Below are 22,850 nucleotides of genomic sequence, written 5' to 3' on the forward strand. Positions count from 1 at the left end.
GAGGGTACAAAGAAAAGTAACAAAAGAAAGGCCGCCCTAAAACCTGGTCCCGCCAAGGCGGGACTCCCCTCCTTCCACCGTTGCCTTGGTTGGGCACAAAAACTCGCTTCGCTCAGACAATTTGTGCCCTTCATCCTCAGTCAACGGCTACACTCGGCTGCCTTTTAACGGGAAGGAAAAGCAAGCCCTTTTAGGGCTCAAGCAAGGCCACGTCCTCTGGGCGTGAATTCTTTAATTTTGCCTTGATCTTTTTTCCATGCCTTCTGCGGCGCCCCCCTTAACAGCAAAAGCATTTCCATAGTTAAGATAAGTCTCTAAAGCCAGAACACGGTATCCTTCCGGATCTTCACTATCAAAACTTTCTTTCCATTCCCTTTCCCACTGGTCTTTCAGATTGCTTGCAAATTGACGATTATTTTCCGCATAACCTTCCTGCCGCACATAGTCAAGAACCGCCTCAGGCCATTCATCCCTCCCTTCAAAGGATTTTATCATTTCTCCCAATTGGTAAAGGGCGGAGTTCAGCCTTCCCATAACAAGGTTCCTGTGGCGGCTCGGCCCTGTGTCACCCTCTTCATCCATAAGCCTTAGAAGCTCGCAGTTTTCATGGACAAGCAGTTCATAAGTCTGAACGGTCATGAAGAGGCGTCCCTTTTCAAAACCCTGTTCTTCGATTTTTACCGAATCCATTGACGCACAGGCAGAAAACAAAAAGAGCAGGAAAAACAGAAACCGTTTTTTTCTAAAAGGCATGGCAGATAATGATTAGAGAATTTAACAGGCGCTTAAAATCTCTCTTTTTGATTTAAAGGAGATGATAATCATTTTTCCTGTCATTCCCGGCTTGACCGGAAATCCATGTTGCCTCTTTTCGGGTTCCCGCTTAAACAATGCGGGAATGACGATTTTGAGGACCTATCGTTAACATTGCGCGATTAATAATAACAGACCTCTATGTTGAATGCAATTTGGGGCTTCCTCTTATTGTATTTGACCTGATCGATCTGTTAAGATAATTTTTTATATCGATTAATGGAAAGAGGTTATGTCAAAGAAAAGTATGAACCCTTCCGGGCAATTTGCAAATATTACCGCTAACATGGAAAAAGTCATGAGGGGACAGGCAAAGGCTATCCGGCTGTCCCTCGTTGCGCTTGTCAGCGGCGGCCATGTACTGTTAAACGATTATCCCGGCACAGGCAAGACAACCCTCTCAAAAACACTGGCCCTCTCTGTTGAAGGCATCTTCAAGCGTATCCAGTTTACGCCTGACCTCCTTCCTTCCGACATTACAGGCCTATCCATCTATGACCAGAGTGATAAGACCTTTAAATTTCATAAAGGGCCTGTTTTTGCCAATATCGTCCTGGCTGACGAAATCAACCGGGCCTCTCCGCGCACCCAGTCGGCTCTGCTCGAAGCCATGGCTGAAGGGCAGGTGAGCATTGATGGCATACAGCACAACCTTGAAGAACTTTTCTTCGTCATTGCCACACAAAATCCCATTGAATCTCACGGAACCTATCCCTTACCGGAAGCTCAAATGGACCGCTTTGCCTTCAATTTCAGCCTTGGCTACGTCTCTCCCGAAGAAGAAACAGCCATCCTCTCAGATCAGGCCATGGGGCATCCCGTCATGAATGTTAGTCCCTGCGCAACGGCTGAAGACATTCTTACCCTTAGAAAACAGGCTCAGGAGATAGAAATCAGTGATGAGATAAAGAGGTACATCGTCGACCTTGTCAATGCGACACGGTCCGCCGAAGGAGTCCGGCTCGGCGCCAGTCCGCGGGCGTCGCTGACACTCATGAAGGCATCTCAGGTGATGGCGCTTATGGAAGAAATGGACTTTGTCACAGCCGATCATGTACAGGAAATCGCTTTATACGTCATTGCTCACAGGCTGGCCCTCGATTCGGAAGCACGTTTTTCAGGGGTAACGGGTGAGGCGATTGTGGAGGATCTTCTCAAAGCGGTTCCCGTTCCTGTGTAGGTTTCTGTGCCAGGAGGCTTTGATCATCACAATATTACACCCTGAGCCCTTCGACAGACCTGGCGTACACTTAAAGTGAGTCACTCATGTTCAAAGGAATTCCCTACTATCTCCTCAAATGGACCAGTTCTGCAAGGCATTTTCTTGTCAGGCGTTTTACTTATGCCGGCATGCTGCTCCTCGTCTGTCTCATAATCTCGGCCCTTTTAGGCCTCGATACGTACAAGACAACGGCTTACGAAATATTTACCTTCCTCCTTGCCCTCTTCCTGGCCTCCTTTAGCTCCCTGCTTTTGCCCGGAGCAAAACTGTCCCTTTCAAGAAAACTGCCCAAACTGTGCACAGCCGGAGAAAGGGTTTCATACAAGATCAGCATTAAAAACCTGACAGACAAACATTACCGTGCGCTTTCAGTAATCGAAAGTCTTCCCGACCCAAGGCCAAACCCCGATGAACTGGCTGAAGAATTTAAAAGAAGAAGCGCTCCGGGAAAAATGAAGCGGCTTTTCACAAAAAAGGGCTATCTGGGCGCATGGCAAAGACAGATCAGGAAAAAGCTGATGGCCAACGTAGAGTCAGCGTACTCTATTGATATTGCCTCTTCAGAAAAAAAGGACCTGTCCCTCACACTCCTCCCCATGAGAAGAGGATTCATTCGTTTCAAGACCCTAACGCTCTCACAGCCTGACCCTCTCGGCATTATGAAAAACCTGAAGGATCATCATCTTGAAGAGTCTCTTCTCGTATTGCCCAAACGCTATTCCCTGCCGCCCATAAGCTTGCCGGCCAAACGAAGGTATCATCAGGGAGGGATATCCCTGGCTTCAAAAGTGGGCGACTCCGATGAATTTATTTCCTTAAGAGATTACCGCCCCGGCGATCCGCTAAGAACGATCCACTGGAAAAGCTGGGCAAAAACAGGCAAACCTGTTGTCAAGGAATACGAAGACGAACACTTTTCCCGCCATGCCCTCTTTCTCGACACTTTTGGCGATGAGAGTATAAGCGACCTTTTTGAAGAAGCCGTATCGGTGGCTGCCTCCTTCGCATCATCTCTTGAAAAAGGGGAATCCCTCCTCGATCTTATCTTTGTCGGTGATGAAGCTTTCTGCTTTACCAGCGGCAGGCACACGGGCTCAAGGGGAAAAATGCTCGAAATCCTTGCCGCTGTCGACCTTTGCAGGGACAAGGACTTTAGTACCCTTGCCAATGCCGCGCTGCAAAGGGCCGCATTACTCACCAGCGCCATAGGCATTTTTCTCTCCTGGGATGAATCGAGGCAATCCTTTATTAAAAAAATGATGTCTCACAATATTCCTCTCATGATCTTTATCATTACCGAAGAGGGAGAATCTATCGATCCGGGCATCATGAAGGGGAATCCCGAATCTTTTCATCTTCTTGAGAAAGGAAAAATAGCGGAGGCGCTGGCAAGGTTATGAATACCCCCCCTTTTCTCACAGGCGCGGCGCTTATCTATTGGGGATGGCAAACAGGCCTTCTCGTCCCCGCCGCTTTGGCAGCCACCGTAACGGAACTTCACCGAATGACAAGGTGGCGCATCACACTCGATGACAGAGGATTCTCCAATGTCATTATGCTGTGCAATATCCTTATTGCTGCGACGGCCCTTTTTGCCTATACATGGGAAGGAAAGGCCGGTTCCTTCCTGAAAGTCATCAGTTGGTTTCCACTCATCCTGCTGCCCATTGTTTTGGCCCAGCTTTACAGTACGGCAGGCACTATCAATCCCGATATCTTCTTTATATTTCTTAAAAAAAACAGGGAGAAAAAAAGAAAACCCTTTCTCATCAGTATTACCTACCCCTATCTTGCCGTCTGCCTCCTTTCGGCAAGTGTAGCCAACGTAAGGTCCCTGCTCACTTATGCCTTCATGGTCATTATCTGCGGATGGGCACTCTACTGCGTAAAGCCGTCCAGAAGCCCGGCAATAACGTGGATGATCATTTTTATTGTCCTTGCCGGGGCGGGATATTACGGCAGTGTCGCTCTTCACGGCCTGCACAAAAAAACGGAAGAAAAGTTTATCCAGTGGTACTCGGGAACCTTCATGAAAAGCAATGATTATCAGCGGACGACAACTTCCCTGGGGCAGCTGGGGAAGCGAAAATCATCAGGGGAAATAATTTTCAGGGTAAAAAATGATTCGCAAAAAAGAAGCGCCTTTCACCTTGTTGAATCGAGTTACGACAGCTTTCGTTCCCCCTCATGGTTTGCCCTTTTAGCCCCAATGAAAGCGCTCAAGGGGAAAGCCGGAAAATCGAAGTGGAAACTCTCTCATGTGACCGGAGGGGATGGGAACTTAATAACCATTTTTAAATCGCTGCAAGAGGGCAAAAACATCCTCCCACTGCCTCCTCACGCCCGGGCCATAGAAAACCTGCCCGTCAATGAGCTCTTCCGCAACAGGATGGGCGCCGTCATGTCGGAACATGACTCCCTCTTTGCAGCTTACCATGTAAGCAGCACAGACGATGGGAACACAGTCGATGTCCCCACCGGCAGGGACCTTGCAATCCCCCGGGGCTATACTCCGCTTATCGCGCAAGTGGCAAAGGGCATAGGCCTGAAATCCAAAAAACATGATCAAATTGCAGAGAGCTTAAGCGGCTTTTTCCTGTCCAACTTTACCTATTCACTGGATGCAGAAAGCTCTGAGGAAGCGTCTCTTCCTCTCGAAGATTTCCTCCTCAAGTCGAGATCGGGGCACTGCGAATATTTCGCCACGGCCACCGCCTTGCTGCTCCGATGGGCAGGCATTCCTGCGCGATACACGGTGGGCTACCTCGTCCATGAATATTCGGAGCGGGAAGCTATGTATGTCGTGCGCGAAAGGGACGCCCATGCCTGGGTAACGGCCTACATAGACGGCAAGTGGCTAATCATTGACACGACGCCACCGTCATGGGTAGCTGCAGATAGCCAGCAAGGTTCTTTTATGGAGCCTTTATCGGACCTGCGGGCCTACCTGCAATTCCTCATTGCCCGATGGCGCGCCTCGGAAGAGAATTTTTTTACCAAATACGGCTATGTTCTACTGCTGCTTCTATTGTGGCGCCTCTTTGGAAAGAAAAACATCTCTCTCGTCTACAGGAAAAAGGAAGCGGCTGCCCGGGAGGAGAGCAGGCCCATAGAATCACCTTTTTATGCCCTTGAAAAAAAGCTGAAAGAAGCGGGCCATATCCGTCATAAAGGGGAAACCTACAGGGCCTGGTTTAAAAGGATGGAAGAAGAAGAAAGGCCGATTACCTCTGTCGATATTATCAAAAGCGCCTTATTGATTCATACAAAAATGCGTTTCCGGCGGGAAGGCATTTCTCACAATGAAAGAGCTGAAATGGAGAGGCTGGTAGCAACATGGATGAGAGAGGGACAGGGCAATGATAATTGAGTTCACTGAAAAGGGCGGCAACATGATATTGGCAGATAACCGGTCAAGTGAAAAAGTCAGTCCCTTTCCCTTTATTCCTTCGCCTCATACCATTCGCTCCAGCTGTCATAGTCAGGAAATTCCTTCTTTGTTATCTTATTCAGGCTGCTCCCGGCATTCCACCGGACCCAGTCATCATCATCGTTCAATATCTCTATAAGCGGCTCGACTGCCGACTCATCATTAAAGTTTCCAAGCCCTGCCGCCGCAATTCGCCTGATATCTGTTTCATCGTCGTTTAAGGCATCAAGCAGGATGTCAATCGAAGCTTTATCGCCTATACTGCCCAATGCCTTCAATGTGGCCGCACGCATCATCCCCTCTGAACGCTCATAGACAGTTATTAAAGGTTCCACTGCTGTTTCATCGCCCATTAATGAGAGTTTCAGCGCTGCATCATAAGCTTCCCGCTCATCACTTCCTTCCAGCGTTATAATCAGCGCTTCTATTTTTCCTGCTTTCTCACTGTCGACGGCCCGCTTATCCGCTATTTGAGCCTTTGTGCCTATCGCTGATGACTCACTTTTTTTTACTTCTTTTTGAGGAGCATCTGCCTCTTTTTTACCAGTGCAACTAAAAAACAAGAGAATAAAACTCCCTGCAAGAATTAACCTGAAGACCCTCTTTTTTTTCCGCATGTTATTCTCCTTATCCAGTCATTCCTTTTTATGGAGAGTTTCCTTTTTCAACTCGCCCGCCATAAGATTTATAATCACTTACGATAAAAGAGGAAAAAGGGGAACCTATCATGAAGACTAGCAAAAAGAGAGAGGAAATCAAGTTGAATGCGGCCCTATTTGGGCCGCCTTAATAAAACAGGGAATAGAGAAAAAAATCAGCCTTCATTCGGCAGCAATAAGAATAAACTCCCCGCCATGACAGTTGACAGACGGCATTTCTCGCCAAAGCTCATCATAAGGCGCTTTAAAGGCGCGCCATGATTAACTTTTTTATTTTTTTCCATCTTCAGGAGAGCTCCCCGGCAATTAACGGCAACAGGCAGAAGCGGTCCGGCTTTTTTATTCGGAATTTACCCGCTTTATATTCAATCATCTTTTCTCTTGTAATTTATCAGAATTACGATAGTCTTAATGAAAATATTTTTCGGGGAGGTTTAAAATATGTATATCAAATATTCTGCCATCAAGATAAAGGGTATCTATCCTTTCTTATTTATTCTCATTTTATTAACGGCAGCCTGTGCCGGCGCGCCGGAAAGGGAGCCGGCAAGGGAAGCTGTGATAATGAAATCAAAAGATAAGATGGAAGCCCCGGCCGTCATAGAAGCCGAGCCTGAACCGATGAAGGGACCTGTCGAGTATGAAATAGCGGAAGAGGCTTTCTCAGAGCCGTCATTGGCCCCTCCGGTTAAAGCAGATGTTTATGAGTCCAAAATTGCCGAGAGAGCGATTAAAAAAGAAACCTTGCCACGGGAAGCAAAAACCGGTGAAGAACTTTCTGTCACCGGCAAGAATCTTTCTGACGGGGACAAGAGTTTTTTCGGTATCATGGGCGCCACTGCCCCCCCCGATGAAGGAGTCCTTGCCCCCAAAAAGAAAGACATTCCCGGAAAGCGGAAGATACCGAAAGCATCGGGACTGCGTGCGGGCTATGCCGATGACAACAAGCAGTTCAACTACTTTATCAACTTCCTGGAAAAGTACGGTCCCCAGGCTCCCCATTACACACGTGACGTGCGGGAACGGATTGTCCTCAAGGTAAAGGACAAAGAGGGAAAGTCCCTTTCCAATGCGCAGGTAAAGATCTATTCGGGCAAAAACCTGCTCTTCCGGGGACTTACCTACTCTGACGGTTCATTCCTTTTCTTTCCTTCCGAATACGATAATAATATTACCGAATTCAGGGTAGAAGCCTCCCTTAACCGCTCTCGAAAGGAACTGACCGTTGACCGGCAGGGAAAAAGAGAAATCGAGGTGAGACTCGATTCGAGGCGGCGCGTTGCGCAGCAGGTACCGCTGGACATCCTCTTCATCCTTGACACGACGGGAAGCATGGGAGAGGAGATTCACAGGCTGAAAACAACAATAGAGATGATCAACCTCAACCTCACCTCCCTTTCATCACAGCCGAAGGTTCGTTTCGGCATGGTCCTTTATAAGGATAAAAAGGACGCCTACGTAACAAAAACGGTTCCCCTTACGGAGTCCCTAGACGAGTTCCGCAGCGCTCTCGATAAGGTCAGGGCATCAGGTGGCGGCGACCATCCCGAAGACCTCCAGTCGGCCCTCATGGCGTCCATGAAGGGGATTAAATGGAACAATGACGGTATCCGCCTCTCTTTCATCATTACCGACGCTCCGCCCCACCTCGATTACGGCCAGGAGTACAGTTATCTTAATGCCATGTCTGACGCCAGAAGGAAGGGGATAAAGATATTCAGCGTGGGCACAGGCGGCCTCAATATTATGGGCGAGTATATCCTCCGCCAGATAGCGCAGTACACTTCCGGCAGATACATCTTCCTTACCTACGGCGAAAGGGGGGAGAGCGACGGTGGAAGACCGGGCAGCGTAAGCCACCATACGGGAAGCAACTTCGAGACAGACAAGCTGGAAGCCATCATCATACGTTTTGCCAAGGAAGAGTTGAGGAACCTTACCGGTGACGAAATAGAAGAAGCCGATGAGTATTTTGAGGCGACCAGGATAGCCGATGAAGAAAAGGGAGATACATTGAAAAAACTCTTTGACATGGCTGTCTCGCAGCTCATCGACTATTCAGCCCTATCGATCTCACCCGATACGCCCGTTGCCCTTTTCCCTTTCTCCATGAAGGACAAAAGCCTTGCCGGCAATGCCGAGTATTTAGGCGAACAGTTGCTCTTTTCACTAAGTACGAACAAATCCTTCAAGGTGCTGGAACGAAAAGACATTCAAGCGGTTATTGATGAAACCAAGTTCCAGCTTTCCGGTTTCGTTCCTGAAAAGGAGGCCGTAGAAGCAGGCAAACTGGCCGGGGCAAAGATCATCATCAGGGGGAATATTTATTCGGGCAAGAAAAACTACGAAATTTTCCTTAAACTGCTCAGGGTGGAAACAGGAGAAGTACTTTCTGTTACCAAGCTTGTTGTCAGCAGGAAACTTGGCCTGGAGTAGGGAAGAGAGGCCCTGGCAATGAACCGGTCTCCTACTCGACAATCATTCCGGCATAACCGACAACCTGGTTGTACTCACCGGAAACATCACCTGAAGTAGCGTATTTCACCAGTTCCGCTTTTTTGGCGCCCAGTTCCAGGGCGGCAAAAAGCATAACCGTTGCGGGAATAATTCCGCACATGGAAATGCGGTTTTCCGTAACCACCTGATAAAGGCCTTCGGGATCAAGGGCAAGTACCTTGTCGATAGCCTTTTTATCCTTCTTTCTGGCTGATTCATCAGACTCGTAATGAGTCATGTCGGAACTGGCGATAATAAGAGCCTCTTCACCGGATTCTCTTATGGCCCCGGCAATGGCATGGCCCGCCTCACGGCATGCATCAACACCGAGGCCCATAAGCGTTATGGGAACAATATCAATACCCTCCCGTTCGTGCAAAAGGAAGGGAATCTGAACTTCCAGTGAATGCTCTCTCAAGTGGGCAAGCGTATCATGGCCCAGGATTTTCGTTGCGCCCATAATCTTTTTGGCAAGGAAAGTATCAACGTTGACCGTTCCATTGGGAAGCGACCAGCAGCCTTCCGCCATAACTGAGCCTTTTATTCCAAAACCCGTATGGTTGGGACCAATGAGAATAATTTTTTGGGGAATAGCAACGGATGAAATAAGTTCACCGGCAACAGCGCCCGAATAAATATAACCGGCATGAGGAGAAACAATGCCTATGGCCTTTCTTTTAACGCTTTTTTCAGGAATGAGCCTGTCAAGCTCGGCCGACAGGGCCTGTCGCGTTCCGGGATAAAACATGCCTGCAACAGCAGGGTTTCTCGTCTCCATTTCCATCTCCCCCCTAAAATAGATTAAACACTGATTTTCACAGATTTATTATAATTATTCCCCCATGAACAATAATATCACCCCATTATCTAAACTTCAAAAACCAGCGCTAAATCCCCCTCCCGCAAGCCGCGAGGAATGGACCGTCAGGAATTGAAAAATCTAAAAACGCTATCTGTAAAGATCATAACTTATCAGCACAAATCTGTGTCAAAGGAAAGAAGGCAGGATTACCCCACCCTAACGAGCGTCTCATCAGGATTGACCGTATCACCTTCCTTGACGAAAATCTCCAGCACCTCTCCATCAATGGGGGTATGGACTTCGTTTTCCATCTTCATTGCTTCAACAACGAGGACTGTATCTCCGGCAGTTACCTTGTCGCCAACCTTAACGTCAACCCTCACAACGGCGCCGGGCATGGCTGAAGTCACATCACCTTCATCTTTTGCCTTCGGCCTCGATGAAGAGACGGTGGACTGCCCCTCGATCTGGCCTGCCTGGCTGGGCAGAACTTCGACAAGCGACTCGACGAGGGCCTCTTCAAGCTGACCGTCGACAACAATGTAAAAGGGCCTTGCACCGTCACCTTTGTGTCCTGCACCGCCAACTTTTATATGATAAGACTCGCCATGGACCTTGACGTTAAACTCACTGGGCGCCATATGCGGTGAGGAAAGGGCTGCTTTTTCTGCCTCCCCCTCGGGAATAAGCGGCTCAGGCTTTAGCGTCCCTGCTGCACGCTCTTCAAAAAACTCAAGGGCCACATTGGGAAACATGGCATAAGTTAGAATATCTTCTATACTCTTTGCCTTTTCCCCCACTTCTCTGGTGAGTTTGTCCAGTTCGGGCTCCAGCAGGTCGGCAGGACGACAGACAATAAGCTCTTCATCACCAATAGCCTTTTTTCTTACTTCTTCATTAATATCCGTCGTCGGTTTACCGTAGAGCCCCTTGAGGTAATTCTTCGTTTCACTGGTAATGACCTTATATTTCTCTCCCGTAAGCACATTAAGTGTCGCCTGGGTGCCTACAATCTGACTGGTGGGTGTCACAAGGGGAGGATAACCGAGGTCTTTCCTCACCTTCGGAACTTCCTTCAATACTTCATTCATCTTGTCAAGGGCATCCTGCTCCTTGAGCTGGGAGGCCAGGTTGGATATCATGCCGCCCGGTATCTGGGAAACAAGAACGGAAGTGTTTATCCTCGTATGCTCACTTTCAAACTGGTGGTACTTTCTCCTTACTTCCCTGAAATATTCAGCAATCTCTTCGAGAAGTGAAAGATCGAGGCCCGTATCGTACTCTGTCCCCTTGAGTGATGCCACGATGGTTTCCGTCGGCGGATGGGCCGTCCCCGATGACAGGGATGAAATAGCCGTATCAAGCAGGTCAGCGCCTGCCTCTATGGCTTTAAAATAACTGATTGAACCCATGCCGCTTGTCTCGTGGCAGTGAAGATGAACGGGAAGACCCGTTTTCTCCTTGATCCCCTTTACAAGATCAAAGGCATCGGGCGGCGCAAGAAGTCCGGCCATGTCCTTGATACAGATATTATGGGCGCCCATTTCGGCCAGTTTGACCGACATGTCGATAAAGTATTCATTGTTATGAATGGGACTTGTCGTATAACAGACGCAGGCCTCGGCAACGGCGCCGCTCTTCTTGACGGACTTCATGGCCTCCCTCATGTTTCTCGTGTCGTTAAGGGCGTCGAATATTCTGAATACGTCGATACCGTTATCGGCCGCCCTTTCGATAAATTTCTTGAGCACATCATCAGAGTAGTGCCGGTAGCCAAGCAGGTTCTGACCTCTTAGAAGCATCTGAAGCCTTGTATTCGGTATGGCTTTCCTTAAGGAGCGCAACCGCTCCCAGGGATCTTCCTTCAAAAACCTGAGACATGAATCAAAGGTGGCCCCTCCCCAGGCCTCGAGTGACCAGTAACCTACCCTATCCAGTTTTTCGGCAGCAGGGAGCATATCTTCCGTTTTCATCCTCGTGGCAAGCAGAGACTGGTGCGCATCCCTCAAAATGGTATCTGTAAGTTCTACTTTCTGTTTAGACATGATAAACTCCTAAAAACCCTCATAGGCGGCTATTGCCGCAGAAATTGCAATAACCAGGTCCGTTCTGTCCCTCTTTTCTGAATACTCGAGGAGATCGGGCCTGCGGTCTATAAATCCCGTATCAAAGTCTCCCTTTCTGAATTCCTCATCAGTCATAATGTTATAATGAAAGGGTATGGTTGTTTTAATGCCCCGGACAACGAACTCATCGAGAGAACGCCTCATCCTGTCAACGGTTTCCTCCCAGGTCATACCGCTAACAATAAGTTTGGCCACCATAGAGTCATAGTAAGGCGGAATAACATAATCTTTGTAGACACAGCCGTCGATCCTGACGCCTATCCCCCCGGGAGAATAATAAGCCGTCACCTTACCGGTGTAAGGCATGAAGTTATTTTTCGGATCTTCCGCATTGATCCTGCACTCGATAGCATAACCTCTGATATTCACATCTTCCTGCTTCACGGCAAGCGGCATGCCTGCGGCAATCTCAAGCTGCGCCCTGACGAGACTGATACCTGTAATGGCTTCAGTCACCGTATGCTCCACCTGGAGCCGCGTATTCATCTCGATAAAATAATAATTCATCTCCTTGTCGAGAATGAACTCGATAGTGCCGGCATTGGTATAATTAACAGCGCGGGCCGCCCTGACGGCAACGTCCCCCATCTCTTTTCTCAGCTTCTCACTCAATAAGAGAGAAGGCGCAATTTCAACGAGCTTCTGATGCCTCCTTTGAATGGAGCAGTCCCTTTCACCGAGATGAATAATATTCCCCTGAGAATCGGCCATTATCTGGAATTCGATGTGATGGGGATTTTCTATATACTTTTCGAGGAAAACTTCGGCGTTTCCAAAGGCACTTTCAGCCTCGCTCTTGGCGGACTTGAGATTATCGATGAGTTCCTTTTCATTCCTGCATACCCTGAGCCCTCGTCCGCCGCCACCGGAAGTGGCCTTTACCATAATGGGAAATCCGGCCTTTTCAGCAAAGGCAAGGGCCTCATCGTCGGATCTTATGTTACCGGTGCCGGGAACGACGGGAATACCGGCTTCGGTCATGATCTTTCGGGCCGCCGACTTGTCACCCATGGAGCTGATGGCATAACTGGAAGGACCGACGAAGGTAATTCCACTTTTTTCGCAAAGCTCGGGAAGCCTGGGATTTTCCGATAAAAAACCGTAACCGGGATGAATAGCGTCGGCGCCTATCTCTTTGGCAAGATCGACGAGTCTGTGAATATTGAGGTAACCGGCGACTGGACCGGGTCCGACAAGATAGGCCTCATCGGCCTTCTTTACATGAAGGGCCGTGCTGTCTGCTTCCGAATAAATAGCGGCAGTTTTTAGGTTCATCTCCTTGCAGGAACGAATGATCCGGGTAGCAATCTCACCCCTGTTAGCAACGAGTACTTTTTTAAACACGCACATCCTCCGTTAACTAACGAAAATACTCTATATCAGCCAAGCTGTCAACTTATTGAAAACTTTTCCGGTAGAAAGAGCAAAGCCGCCATAAACAGGCCCCTTCTCCCCCGACGGGACAAAGAAAAGACTGTCAAATCTGAAAAGAGGGTCATGGCGGCGGGAAAAAATCAATTTTCACAGGCCTTGGCTGTTAACAGCTTAAACCGTTTTTTTCTCATTGTTAACAGCTATCGCCACAGGCGGACCAGCCTTCCTCCTCCAAAGTTAAAAGGGCATATGATTATCATCATTGATCCATGTCAACGAAGAAAAATAGCAAGTTTGCATCACCATCGCCTTTCTGTTAAGGTCAAAGAAGGAGCTTAACAATAAAAAGGAGGATAAAATCAACTATTTAAACGAGAGCAGCATCACCCTGATCAAGGTCGGCACCCTTACTCTGGAAGTATCCGATCCCGCCACTTCCGATACGATCAAGGCAAAGCACAAACTGGGCATCGGTGGAGGAAGCTCGGTCATTCTCATCAGGGGAAAAAATAATCTCATACTTGTCGACACAGGATTTGAGTTTGAAGGAGCCGACTCGGAAGAAAATAATCGCTACAATGAAAAGATGCTCGAAAATGCGCTCAGGGCCAGGGGCGTCTCTCCTGACGATATCGATATCCTCTTTATTACTCACTGGCACCGTGACCACTTCGGCAATTTGGCGCTCTTCAAAAAGGCGAAACGCCTTGCTTCCAAAATGCTGGTCGAAAAATTTGACCCGCCTCATTTCCATCCCGTAGAAAACCTGGCCTTTATCGATGACTCGGTGGTAGCCGTCTATACCCCCGGGCATACGCTGGAACACTGTTCCCTTCTTATTGAAGATACCCTGAAGGTAGCTGTTGCCGGTGACGCAATTGTGACGAGAGGATATTTTGAAAAGGGGAAACTCTGGAACTATAATCCCGACTTTTTTAACGAAGAGGCAGGCATGTTGAGCATGAAGCTTCTGGGAGAGGCATCACAGGTAATCATCCCCGGCCACGGAGCGCCCTTTATGACGTTCCGGCCTCAATGGATGGATGAAGTGAAGGTAAAAAAATAGCGGGAGCATTGCTCCCGCTTAATGAAAGGAGGTGTTACGATTATTTAGACTTAACACCTTCCAATAAGTTTCACTTTTTTTATCATTTTTTGTCTTTTTTTATCATTTATTTTTCCAGCACCTCGACAGCGGTGATTCGCCTGATCAACCACTTCTTTTCAACATGGACAAGTTCCACTTCCAACTCGTGAATTTCATCGAACAAGGCTTCCGATTTGGTCACTCCCGACAGGATGGCCGTCAGTGAAACAAGGGCTGCCTTATCACCGGGAAAGCTCACATTCATGTCATAAAACTTAATGGACAGCTTTAAAAAATTTGCCCTTGCCGAAGCGGTATGGCTGGTAATCTCATCAGGCCGAAAGGTACGGGACATATTCCTGGCATCGGAACTGAACCGGCAGGTCTCAGCAAAAAGGTCCCCTACGCCGCGTATTCTCCCGGCCATTATGACGGCCGGTTCTTCCCCTTCCTTGCTCACCAGTTCGGAAAGCCTGACAAGACGCTTGATCACCTTTTTTTCATCACTCATGAAATAGCTGTAAATAAAAAAACCGGCGACGGCAAGAGAAACAAGGGCAATAGCTATCTTTACCACCTTTACCATAGCGCCACTCCCACGATACGGTCTACATCGGTCTGACCAAAAACATGATTTCTGACAGGCATGTTTCTGTTGTCTCCCACGACATAGACCTTCCCCTTCTCAACCTTGCGCGGCGCCAGGTCCCATGTGCAGGGATAGGTGAGATAGGGCTCATTTATCTCTTTTCCATTAACCATCAGTTTTCCCTTCCTGAATTCAACGGTATCTCCTTCGCGGGCCACCACCCTTTTTAGCAGCATAACACTTCTTCCTGCCAGGCGGACACCGACCACGTCGCCAACATTAGGCAAACGATAAAAATAAAGGGGCCGCCATATGAGGTTAAAAGAACCATCCTTATAGCTCGGCTCCATGCTTATCCCCCGGATTTTTATGGGTATGCAGATATAGGAAAAAAAGAGCCAGGCAAAGATAGCAACCGCTGCTACCCTTAAAATATAATAGCGGGAAAACCGGGGAAAAAGAAATTTTTTAAGGCCGCTCCTTTCACTCATAATGAGGAATTATAACACATGGTGGAATAAAGCCCCTTTATTTCAGGAAAACTATTCACCTACCGGCGCTTCCCCGGCCCTTCTTCTTTCCCTCACAAGCGCTCCCAGGGCCACCATGGAAACAAGGGCGCTGAGAAAAAACAGGACAGGCGCCCCCACCCTGTCATAGAGAAGTCCGCAGGCCACCGTCCCAAGAACAAGCCCCATTCCATAGGCAGCGCTGCTGTAGAGAGCCTGTGCCGTATTCCTCATGCTGTCAGGAAAAAGCTTTTCTACATACCTGACGGAGGCAATATGGAATGTGCCGAATGTAAAGGCGTGAAGAAGCTGGCCGAAGACAAGAAAAGGGACGCTCCATGCAAAGGCATAAAGCGTCCATCTGATGATTGCCATAAGGAGAGAAAAGGCAAGAACTCTTACCGTACCGAATTTCTTCATAATTCTGCCCGAAAAAAACATTACCAGCACTTCGCCGAGCGGCCCCAGCGCCCAAAGGATACCGATCATACTTCTCGAATAGCCAAGCGATTCGAGATAGATTGAAAAGAAGCCGTAATAGGTGCTGTGGCTCACAAGCATGAGCATGGCAATAAAAAGAAAAATAAGCGCCTCCCGCCTTAAAATCTGTGATGACAGGTTTTTGAGCGAAATATGGGGACCGCCATTTTTTGCAGCCGGAATCCCCGTTGATACGAATATATTGGCAACGAGCAGCAGCAAAAGCCCCCACAGCACGGCAGAGATATGGACTTTATCGAGGATAATCCCCGTCAGCCAGGAAAGCCCTATAAAACCGACCGTCCCCCAGAGCCGCATTCGGCCGTAATCGATTCCCCTCTTCCTTGCAAGCTCCATTGCCGAGGCCTCGGCAACGGGAAGGGTCGGCGACCAGAAAAAGGTAAAGGCAGTGATAACGAGCGCTACCTGGAAAAAGGATTCAGTAAAAAAAAGGAGTGAAAAAATGATCGTACTGATTATCCAGAGAGCCGTACCCAACCTGCCCCTGCCGTCATACCTGTCTGTAAGATATCCCCAGAAAGGAGGGGAAAAAACCCTCACCAGCGGGATCAATGCCGTCACAATGCCAATCTGGAAAGAGGTCATGCCGAGATGGTAGAGATAAAGGTTAAAGTAGGGAATCTGGATTCCCATCCAGGCAAAAAAGAGGAAATAGAAAAGACTCAGGCAGTAAGGTGTAAAAGGTGTCATATTTTTATAAACCATTCATTTCGGTAATTTGCGATTAATATAACAGACTTTTACCGGCCTCCGGCAGGAGAACTTTGCACAATGAGGAAGAAGGCAAGAGATTCTTGCCTTGCCCCGGCATTGCCCCCCTGCTGCAGTTACATTTAAAGAGCTCTATTAATAGATGAGGCGGTTTTATGAAAACCCCTCTCCTCTCTACAGGCAAATCAAAAGGACTGATTTAAAAACAAAAGGCCACCCGGCATAAATCCGGGCGGCCTTAATCATTCATCCTTCCAACGTTGTCAACTCTGCTTCAACACCTTTTCCGAACCACCATTTTCATCCTCTTCAAGGGCAATCGAATACCAGCTTATTTTCCTCGTCATGTACATGACGGCGCTGAGCACGATAAAGAGTCCTATGCTTCCCATAACGAGGGCATAGTCTTCGAGCTGAAGCAGGATGTAGAGATAAGTGTAAAGGGCCGCTAAAACACCAAAAACGGTACTAGCAAGAACCCTGCTTTTCAGTATGCCCAATGAATAGCTCGTTATAAGCCCTATGACGGCAACGGAGGCGATAAAATAAGCCCTATCGAAATTAATATGCTCCGAAATGGAAACAAGAAGGATATAAAAAATGGTGATGGCAAAGCCGATAAGCAGGTATTGTATGGGGTGAATCCGCTTTTTGTTCATCACTTCCGAAAAGAAAAAGGCCGTAAAAGTCAGGACAATAAACATGACGGCATATTTCATCATCCTTTCCGATTTCTGGTAAACGTCGGCGGCAATGAAAAGTTTCACACCGAAGGAGGTATTACAGACCTTGTATTTGTCGCCCCTCCACTGCTGGGGAAAGTTTCTGTTTAAATGCAGCACCTTCCATGTGGCACTGAACCCTTCTTCATCGATTTTTCTATCAGCGGGAAGAAAAGCGCCGTCAAAGCTCGGACTCTTCCACTTTGATTTTATGGTGGCTTGCGTTATTTTGCCGACGGGCACAAATTCAATCTTGCGGCTGCCGTTGAGGTTAATTTTAAAGTTGAAGGTCATCTCCTCTCCCTTTTGCGGCATCACAACCCTGGAACTGATTCCCGAATTAAAAACATCCATCGTTTCCAGTCCGGGGTCCATAATGATATCACTGCCCTTTACTCCGGCATCAATCGGCTCCTTTATCCCCCTCAGATCGGAAATACCTATTGAAAGAGAAGCCCGCGACCAGAGAACATTCTTTTCATTAATGTTAAGTTTTTCAAAAAGTGGAAAAGAAAATTTCCCCGAAATCTCCAAAGGTGAATTATAGACAACGGTCTTGAAAATCCCCCTGTAGCGCAATTCCGGATTAAGTATCCCTGAAATATGGAGGTCTTCAGGGAGGAAATGGGCATACTCTGTGAGGTATCTCCTCTTCCCCTTGTCATCTGTAAAATATTGCTTAAAGGGAATCGTCAGAACCGGTCCCGTAATAGTCTGGGCATTACCCCACTTGGAACTGATTTCATGAACCACACTCCGCTGCCTCATCTCTCTTTCCTTGATGAGCGAACTTACCATTGATGTCGGTATCAGCAGGATAATGACGAGCATGGTAATTATGAAAATTTTGAAGTTTACCGAATTTCGGGTAAAGCTCGTGGCCCTCTTCGTAATACTTTGCTCTTCTCTACTTCCCTCTTTCCTGTCATTGGTTTCCATTTTTTTCTCTCCTTTCTTTTGTTTTTAGTAACTTAGAAATAATTATCTGTCATCTTTTTGGCAGCTAATTATTTCGTTAAGGCACTTATCCCAATTTTTTCCGGGATAAGAAGAGTATAAAAGGCACCTGTGAAGTGAGTTTGAAGGGGCTGTGAATTATTTGTGAAGAAGCGGGGCATATTCCTGTGCGGGAATTTCCAGAGGAGAATTAATCCTTTCCCTGAGTGGGCATAAGGGAATAGATTTCCTTCACTGCAAGAGGCGGCCGGCTCGCTTATGACTATGACGACGATGACTATGAAGAGGAAGGTGATGGACCGGGCGAGGAGGGGAACGCTTGCCCCTCAATCTATTAAATCTGAAACAACAATCCTGGAAACATCTCAACAGACATCCCGCCTTGTCTTTTCTGCCTCTTCAATAGGACCAAAGTTCTGTTAATTCCGCCAATGATACTGTTTTTCAACAGTTCCATGAAGCCTGAAAGGACAGGCGCACTCACTGATAGGGACACCTGCCATATCTATTTTCTTTAAATCCGCTTCACCGAGGCCCATTTCAACACAGTGATTGAGATAGCCAACCTTGTTGAAATCGACCATCATCACCTCACAGGCCACTCTGTCAACGGCAAGAGGATCAGTGCCTGCAATAGCTATCCCCACATGAATGGGGTCTCCATCAACGGGACCGTTACCTTCCATGCCATCCAGGCCGTCTATAACGGAAAGATCGGGCCATACCAGCCCGGCAAGCGCTGCAATATTGAGGTTGGTACGCCTTATCCCCTGATGAACATCCATCTTGTCCGGATAAAGTACCGCTCCCATCGCCATATTTTTAATGGACAATGTGACAACGACAGTATCGTGGGCCTTTAGTTTGGCGGCAGAAATGACGTAATTATTTCTGTCAAGCAGAAGGTCGGAAACCCTCACATTAAAATTGCGTCCTTCTGAATCCCTGATAGCGACATTCCTGAAAGGGCTGTGATTCAGGTCTATTAATTGAACATCATATTCATCAATAAGCCTGTCATAGCCGAAGTTCTTAAAGGCCTTCCTTGTATCACCGGAGGCTGCCTCCGATACAATAATTTTTCCTTTATGGAAACCTTTCAGAAAATCAAGTATCCCCCTCATCTGATCGACATGACTTGAAGCAAGCTGGCGAGAGGAAGAAACAAAATTAGGCTTAATAACAACCTGCCTGCGGCCTATCCTTTTTTCGATATCCTCTGCAATAAGATCAAGGGCACTTCTAACATTCTCTTTTCGGTTCTCACCTTTTGTAATGGAAAGGTTTATCATACTTCTATTATATCAGATGGGAGAGAGTGCCATTGCCGTCATCATCCGGAGAATGGCCATTTAAATCCTTAATTCGCTGCCCTTAAATAAACACGATTTTCCTGTCCCCTTTTCTCTTGTATTTCATTCCACTTATTTTACATGTCTGGTATAATTAATGCCTTTTGTAATTTGAATCCGCGACATTTATATTAATTCTTCTTTCCTTTTTTTTGGTAGAATCAAAATGAAAACAGCACCTAAAAATCAAACATTATTTGAAGTTTTTAAAGAACTTGATGCAATGCCATTTGCAGTAGATATTAATTACAATATAGCTATCAGAGATTATGCTGAAAGAAGCCGCATATTAGCTCAAAGTCTTGAAACAGGAATTAATATTCTGAATATAGTTAAACCAATTTTCCAGGAAGCTTTAGAAGAGTTACCAAAAACAAGATTTAAAGAAGGGTATTTTTCATCAAATGAATATCAAACAATGATCACTGATCTTAGCCAATTGGTTAATACACATAGCCTTATGCATGATCATTATAATGTTTTAGAAAAGAGAGGTATTCTTTTATTTAAATTAAATCCAGTCAAAGCTTTTCTTCAAGCATGTGATGCTAATACCCAAAGAGGATTTGTTAAAGACACACTTAAAGAAGAAGAATCATCTCAAACCATCCGGGAAATAAAATTTCTTAATGAACGAATAGATGATATTTATAGTGAACATACTCGTAGAAGAGTATAAGCACAAATTACGGTTAATATTGTCTGGGAGCCTGTCGGACTTAGGTCAAATCTACTGCGAAAAAGCCCTTTTGACCTCAAAATGGCCATTATAGACTATAAAACGACCCCTTTTAAGGACAAAAAGTTTTTATATTCAATTAGTTAGCTTGGCCCGACCATAGGCCCCTTCAATAGAACGATAATTTGAAAGTCCGCACCGGCAAATGGTGACGGGCTCTTTTGTTTTAAAGCGGGACGCGAATTTAAGTTGTCCCCAATTACCCGGTATCAAAGTGTTTTTCAATCATTAATAAAATAGGAATTTACTGTCACCATTTCTAGGTGGTATTATGTAAAGCTATTAAGTATATTTATTATCCTTCGATAGTGCGGGAAAATTTGTGCGATTATTAAAAGACTGAGGTTAGAATCCTATTAATATGAAAACCATTAGTTTATTCTCAGGCGCTGGTGGCCTTGATATTGGTACATCCATGGCAGGAGCCGAAATTGTTTGTTGCATTGATACGGACCATGACTCTATTGAAACATTGAAATTGAATGAATCTACAAATTCTTCAATTCTTATTAATGATGACATTGCCACGCTAACAGGTGAAAGTATCTTGCACCAATGTGGCCACAGAAAAAATGAAATTGAATTTTTAATTGGTGGTCCTCCATGCCAATCATTTTCCAAAAATAATTATTGGACGAAATCTGGTGAAGAATCCCTTCGAAGAAAAGAGCGCATGAAAGCAGTTGCCGAGAGTAATGGGCGGGAATTTATTGATGAAGTTAAATTGTCTAAAGCCAAAAACCGTGTGGAAGTTCATGACGATAAACGCACGAGTTTGGTCATGGAGTATGCGAGGTTGATCAATGAAATATCACCTCGTGGGTTTTTATTTGAGAACGTCCACAGTATCACACATCCAAAAAATAAAAAGTATTTATATGAGTTCGTAAATTTCACTGAGGACTGTGGGTATAAAGTAAAGGAGTTACACTTAAGCAGCGAGTTATTTGGAGTTCCTCAAAAAAGGAAACGGGTGTTTGTGATTGGGCATAAGAAAAAAGTTCTTGGAGATCCCGAGATAACACATTCAGCTGACAACTCTTTATTTCTAAAACCTTTGGCCACTTCTAAGATGGCTATACATAAATATAGGCATAAAAAGTACTTTGAGGAAGGGGAGGTAATTGAGGGTAGATGGAAGGAGTATTTACCTGATATTCCACCTGGGATGAACTACAAAGCACTAACGAGTTGGGCTGGCTATAAAAACCCTATATTTGAAGCTGAAACAAAATTTTGGAATTTTTTATTAAAACTTCATCCAGACAAGCCATCTTGGACTATTGCATCTAACCCAGGTCCCTGGGTTGGTCCCTTTCATTGGGAAAATAGGCGCCTAAGGACTACCGAAATGGCAGCACTTCAATCATTCCCCAGTGATTACAAGTTTTATGGAACGAGAAGAAGCCGGATCAGGCAAATTGGAAATGCTGTTCCACCTTTGATGGCAAAGGCTGTAATGGAGGTATTAATTAACTCATGAAAAAAAATGCAATCATAAGTTTATTTTCCGGCTGCGGTGGCTTGGATATCGGGTTTCATCGTAAGGGATTTTACAGTGAAGTTTGTATTGAGAGTAATCCAATAATGTGTGAATCTTTGCAGGCAAATAAAGTTGCAAATAATATTATTTGTGACGAAATCCAAAACATAACCAACCACCAGTTAGAAAAGGTAACACAACTTAAAGAAAATGATGTCGATCTTGTTTTAGGGGGGCCACCGTGTCCAGCATTTTCTAAATCCAGATTTTATAGGAAAGAAATGACTCATGGGACGGATGACCATTCGTTTCAAACCATTGAGGAATATTTTAGGATAGTTAAGCACTATAAGCCAAAAACATTTGTGTTTGAAAATGTTCATACGTTTGCTGCAAAAAGGCAGAAGGGAGCTCTTGACTATGTTCTAAAAACAGGACGTGACCTTGGTTATAAAGTTAAATTTCAAATCCTTAATGCAGCTGATTACGGTGTGCCTCAAAAACGTCAGAGAATAATCATAGTGGGTACTCTGGCAGGCTATGAATTTAATTTCCCTTTGCCAACACATCGAAACCCTGACGAATTCACTTTAATCAATCAACACCTTCCAGTTTGGAAAACTGCGGGTGAAGCAATAATGGATTTAGATATCGATGCGCATGATGCTAATCTCCCTATGCACTTTGCGGGAGGAAAAGATCATCATTTGCTACATGATATTCCCCCTGGAGAGAATTATTTATTTTACACCGAAAAAAGAGGACATAAAAATCCGAAATTCAAATGGAGATCAAGATATTGGTCTTTCCTTTTAAAATTATCGCCTGATTTGCCATCTTGGACAATTCAAGCACGTAGATCAAACAATATGGGACCTTTCCATTGGAAGAATCGAATTCTTACTATTGCTGAGATTAAGCGATTACAGACGTTTCAGGATGACTATTTTTTAGCAGGGTCAATTGAAAATCAGTGGAGGCAAATTGGTAATGCCGTTCCACCTTTGCTAGCAGAATGCATAGCACATGAGCTTAAGAATACATTAACCAATAATGATGAAAGATACCTCAGTAAAACAATAAGAGGAAGAAAGCAATGCCTTCAGTCAGCCCAAGTCTGATAGTAAATGAAATTATTGATGCTATTCAGCAGTCTAGTGGCGTTGCTGCTTATGTCTCGAAATCTACTAGGTGCCACCCCCGAAAATTTATAATAAGTTATCTAGGGACAACTTATAGCCTTTGGGTTTATATTTGGACACTCACTCACGGGGGTCG

At 46.0% G+C, this 22,850-nt stretch carries 20 protein-coding genes; 9 read left to right on the forward strand and 11 right to left on the reverse strand.

Annotated features, from left to right (window positions below; translation table 11 throughout):
* Positions 1–231: 231 nt before the first annotated feature.
* On the reverse strand, positions 232–690 hold the full coding sequence (locus OEV42_17260) for a hypothetical protein (protein MDH3976026.1): 459 nt from the start codon (positions 688–690) through the stop codon (positions 232–234).
* Between the two features lie 355 nt (positions 691–1,045).
* Here OEV42_17260 and OEV42_17265 point away from each other — a divergent pair, with 355 nt between their 5' ends.
* The 3 genes from OEV42_17265 (at position 1,046) to OEV42_17275 (ending at position 5,405) form a co-directional block, all read left to right on the forward strand.
* Positions 1,046–1,993, forward strand: coding sequence for a MoxR family ATPase (locus OEV42_17265; GenBank protein MDH3976027.1), 948 nt, complete (start codon positions 1,046–1,048; stop codon positions 1,991–1,993).
* A gap of 86 nt (positions 1,994–2,079) precedes the next feature.
* The gene (locus tag OEV42_17270) at positions 2,080–3,435 is read left to right on the forward strand and encodes a DUF58 domain-containing protein (protein ID MDH3976028.1); all 1,356 of its coding nucleotides are present in this window, start codon (positions 2,080–2,082) and stop codon (positions 3,433–3,435) included.
* Positions 3,432–5,405 carry a transglutaminase domain-containing protein gene (locus tag OEV42_17275; GenBank protein ID MDH3976029.1) on the forward strand — a complete coding sequence of 658 codons (1,974 nt, stop codon included), beginning with the start codon at positions 3,432–3,434 and terminating at the stop codon, positions 5,403–5,405. Before OEV42_17270 ends, OEV42_17275 begins: the two co-directional genes overlap by 4 nt.
* 71 nt (positions 5,406–5,476) lie before the next feature.
* Here OEV42_17275 and OEV42_17280 read toward each other — a convergent pair whose 3' ends face one another.
* Together OEV42_17280 and OEV42_17285 are read right to left on the reverse strand one after the other, a co-directional pair.
* Positions 5,477–6,082, reverse strand: a complete 606-nt coding sequence (locus tag OEV42_17280; GenBank protein ID MDH3976030.1) for a HEAT repeat domain-containing protein — start codon at positions 6,080–6,082, stop codon at positions 5,477–5,479.
* Between the two features lie 197 nt (positions 6,083–6,279).
* Positions 6,280–6,408, reverse strand: coding sequence for a hypothetical protein (locus OEV42_17285; GenBank protein MDH3976031.1), 129 nt, complete (start codon positions 6,406–6,408; stop codon positions 6,280–6,282).
* A 157-nt stretch (positions 6,409–6,565) separates the two neighbouring features.
* On the opposite strand from OEV42_17285, the gene OEV42_17290 reads away from it, so the two are divergent.
* Positions 6,566–8,560 (forward strand): VWA domain-containing protein, encoded by a 1,995-nt coding sequence (locus OEV42_17290; GenBank protein ID MDH3976032.1) that lies wholly within the window; start codon positions 6,566–6,568, stop codon positions 8,558–8,560.
* A 31-nt stretch (positions 8,561–8,591) separates the two neighbouring features.
* Here OEV42_17290 and amrB read toward each other — a convergent pair whose 3' ends face one another.
* The 3 genes from amrB to accC form a co-directional block, all read right to left on the reverse strand.
* Positions 8,592–9,398 carry an AmmeMemoRadiSam system protein B gene (gene amrB / locus OEV42_17295; protein ID MDH3976033.1) on the reverse strand — a complete coding sequence of 269 codons (807 nt, stop codon included), beginning with the start codon at positions 9,396–9,398 and terminating at the stop codon, positions 8,592–8,594.
* A 230-nt stretch (positions 9,399–9,628) separates the two neighbouring features.
* Positions 9,629–11,467 (reverse strand): sodium-extruding oxaloacetate decarboxylase subunit alpha, encoded by a 1,839-nt coding sequence (gene oadA, locus OEV42_17300; protein ID MDH3976034.1) that lies wholly within the window; start codon positions 11,465–11,467, stop codon positions 9,629–9,631.
* A gap of 9 nt (positions 11,468–11,476) precedes the next feature.
* Positions 11,477–12,892, reverse strand: coding sequence for an acetyl-CoA carboxylase biotin carboxylase subunit (accC, locus tag OEV42_17305; protein ID MDH3976035.1), 1,416 nt, complete (start codon positions 12,890–12,892; stop codon positions 11,477–11,479).
* A 153-nt stretch (positions 12,893–13,045) separates the two neighbouring features.
* Between accC and OEV42_17310 the strand changes: the two genes are divergently transcribed.
* Positions 13,046–13,261: a hypothetical protein gene (locus OEV42_17310; GenBank protein ID MDH3976036.1), complete on the forward strand. Its 216-nt coding sequence runs from the start codon at positions 13,046–13,048 to the stop codon at positions 13,259–13,261.
* A 130-nt stretch (positions 13,262–13,391) separates the two neighbouring features.
* Positions 13,392–13,988, forward strand: a complete 597-nt coding sequence (locus tag OEV42_17315; GenBank protein MDH3976037.1) for an MBL fold metallo-hydrolase — start codon at positions 13,392–13,394, stop codon at positions 13,986–13,988.
* Positions 13,989–14,094: 106 nt separating this feature from the next.
* Here the strand turns inward: OEV42_17315 and OEV42_17320 are convergent, their stop codons facing one another.
* The 5 genes from OEV42_17320 to OEV42_17340 all read right to left on the reverse strand — a co-directional run bounded on the left by OEV42_17320 (position 14,095) and on the right by OEV42_17340 (position 19,290).
* Positions 14,095–14,595 carry a hypothetical protein gene (locus OEV42_17320; GenBank protein MDH3976038.1) on the reverse strand — a complete coding sequence of 167 codons (501 nt, stop codon included), beginning with the start codon at positions 14,593–14,595 and terminating at the stop codon, positions 14,095–14,097.
* A complete protein-coding gene (gene lepB / locus OEV42_17325) occupies positions 14,589–15,089 on the reverse strand; it encodes a signal peptidase I (GenBank protein ID MDH3976039.1) in 501 nt (166 codons plus the stop codon). Before lepB ends, OEV42_17320 begins: the two co-directional genes overlap by 7 nt.
* A 51-nt stretch (positions 15,090–15,140) precedes the next feature.
* Positions 15,141–16,313, reverse strand: a complete 1,173-nt coding sequence (locus OEV42_17330; protein ID MDH3976040.1) for an MFS transporter — start codon at positions 16,311–16,313, stop codon at positions 15,141–15,143.
* Between the two features lie 269 nt (positions 16,314–16,582).
* Complete coding sequence (gene creD, locus OEV42_17335) at positions 16,583–17,980, reverse strand: cell envelope integrity protein CreD (protein ID MDH3976041.1); 1,398 nt, start codon at positions 17,978–17,980, stop codon at positions 16,583–16,585.
* Positions 17,981–18,417: 437 nt separating this feature from the next.
* A complete protein-coding gene (locus tag OEV42_17340; GenBank protein ID MDH3976042.1) occupies positions 18,418–19,290 on the reverse strand; it encodes a DUF362 domain-containing protein in 873 nt (290 codons plus the stop codon).
* A gap of 226 nt (positions 19,291–19,516) precedes the next feature.
* Between OEV42_17340 and OEV42_17345 the strand changes: the two genes are divergently transcribed.
* The 3 genes from OEV42_17345 to OEV42_17355 all read left to right on the forward strand — a co-directional run bounded on the left by OEV42_17345 (position 19,517) and on the right by OEV42_17355 (position 22,693).
* Positions 19,517–20,029, forward strand: a complete 513-nt coding sequence (locus OEV42_17345; GenBank protein MDH3976043.1) for a hypothetical protein — start codon at positions 19,517–19,519, stop codon at positions 20,027–20,029.
* Between the two features lie 421 nt (positions 20,030–20,450).
* Entirely contained in the window at positions 20,451–21,572 is a 1,122-nt protein-coding gene (locus tag OEV42_17350) for a DNA cytosine methyltransferase (GenBank protein MDH3976044.1), read from the forward strand.
* Positions 21,569–22,693: a DNA cytosine methyltransferase gene (locus tag OEV42_17355; protein MDH3976045.1), complete on the forward strand. Its 1,125-nt coding sequence runs from the start codon at positions 21,569–21,571 to the stop codon at positions 22,691–22,693. The genes OEV42_17350 and OEV42_17355 overlap by 4 nt, the downstream gene beginning before the upstream one ends.
* The last annotated feature ends 157 nt before the right edge of the window (positions 22,694–22,850 follow it).

Source organism: Deltaproteobacteria bacterium (assembly GCA_029860075.1).
GTDB lineage: Bacteria > Desulfobacterota > JADFVX01 > JADFVX01 > JADFVX01 > JAOUBX01.

What these genes read in the sequence shown, in the direction of transcription:
- OEV42_17355 (MDH3976045.1), top strand. Translation starts at nt 21,569, where the DNA reads ATGAAAAAAAATGCAATCATAAGTTTATTTTCCGGCTGCGGTGGCTTG.
- amrB (MDH3976033.1), bottom strand. Translation starts at nt 9,398, where the DNA reads ATGGAGACGAGAAACCCTGCTGTTGCAGGCATGTTTTATCCCGGAACG.
- OEV42_17350 (MDH3976044.1), top strand. Translation starts at nt 20,451, where the DNA reads ATGAAAACCATTAGTTTATTCTCAGGCGCTGGTGGCCTTGATATTGGT.
- OEV42_17280 (MDH3976030.1), bottom strand. Translation starts at nt 6,082, where the DNA reads ATGCGGAAAAAAAAGAGGGTCTTCAGGTTAATTCTTGCAGGGAGTTTT.
- OEV42_17330 (MDH3976040.1), bottom strand. Translation starts at nt 16,313, where the DNA reads ATGGTTTATAAAAATATGACACCTTTTACACCTTACTGCCTGAGTCTT.
- OEV42_17340 (MDH3976042.1), bottom strand. Translation starts at nt 19,290, where the DNA reads ATGATAAACCTTTCCATTACAAAAGGTGAGAACCGAAAAGAGAATGTT.
- OEV42_17260 (MDH3976026.1), bottom strand. Translation starts at nt 690, where the DNA reads ATGGATTCGGTAAAAATCGAAGAACAGGGTTTTGAAAAGGGACGCCTC.
- OEV42_17265 (MDH3976027.1), top strand. Translation starts at nt 1,046, where the DNA reads ATGTCAAAGAAAAGTATGAACCCTTCCGGGCAATTTGCAAATATTACC.
- OEV42_17285 (MDH3976031.1), bottom strand. Translation starts at nt 6,408, where the DNA reads ATGGAAAAAAATAAAAAAGTTAATCATGGCGCGCCTTTAAAGCGCCTT.
- creD (MDH3976041.1), bottom strand. Translation starts at nt 17,980, where the DNA reads ATGGAAACCAATGACAGGAAAGAGGGAAGTAGAGAAGAGCAAAGTATT.
- OEV42_17290 (MDH3976032.1), top strand. Translation starts at nt 6,566, where the DNA reads ATGTATATCAAATATTCTGCCATCAAGATAAAGGGTATCTATCCTTTC.
- lepB (MDH3976039.1), bottom strand. Translation starts at nt 15,089, where the DNA reads ATGAGTGAAAGGAGCGGCCTTAAAAAATTTCTTTTTCCCCGGTTTTCC.
- OEV42_17345 (MDH3976043.1), top strand. Translation starts at nt 19,517, where the DNA reads ATGAAAACAGCACCTAAAAATCAAACATTATTTGAAGTTTTTAAAGAA.
- OEV42_17275 (MDH3976029.1), top strand. Translation starts at nt 3,432, where the DNA reads ATGAATACCCCCCCTTTTCTCACAGGCGCGGCGCTTATCTATTGGGGA.
- OEV42_17270 (MDH3976028.1), top strand. Translation starts at nt 2,080, where the DNA reads ATGTTCAAAGGAATTCCCTACTATCTCCTCAAATGGACCAGTTCTGCA.
- oadA (MDH3976034.1), bottom strand. Translation starts at nt 11,467, where the DNA reads ATGTCTAAACAGAAAGTAGAACTTACAGATACCATTTTGAGGGATGCG.
- OEV42_17310 (MDH3976036.1), top strand. Translation starts at nt 13,046, where the DNA reads ATGGCGGCGGGAAAAAATCAATTTTCACAGGCCTTGGCTGTTAACAGC.
- OEV42_17320 (MDH3976038.1), bottom strand. Translation starts at nt 14,595, where the DNA reads ATGGTAAAGGTGGTAAAGATAGCTATTGCCCTTGTTTCTCTTGCCGTC.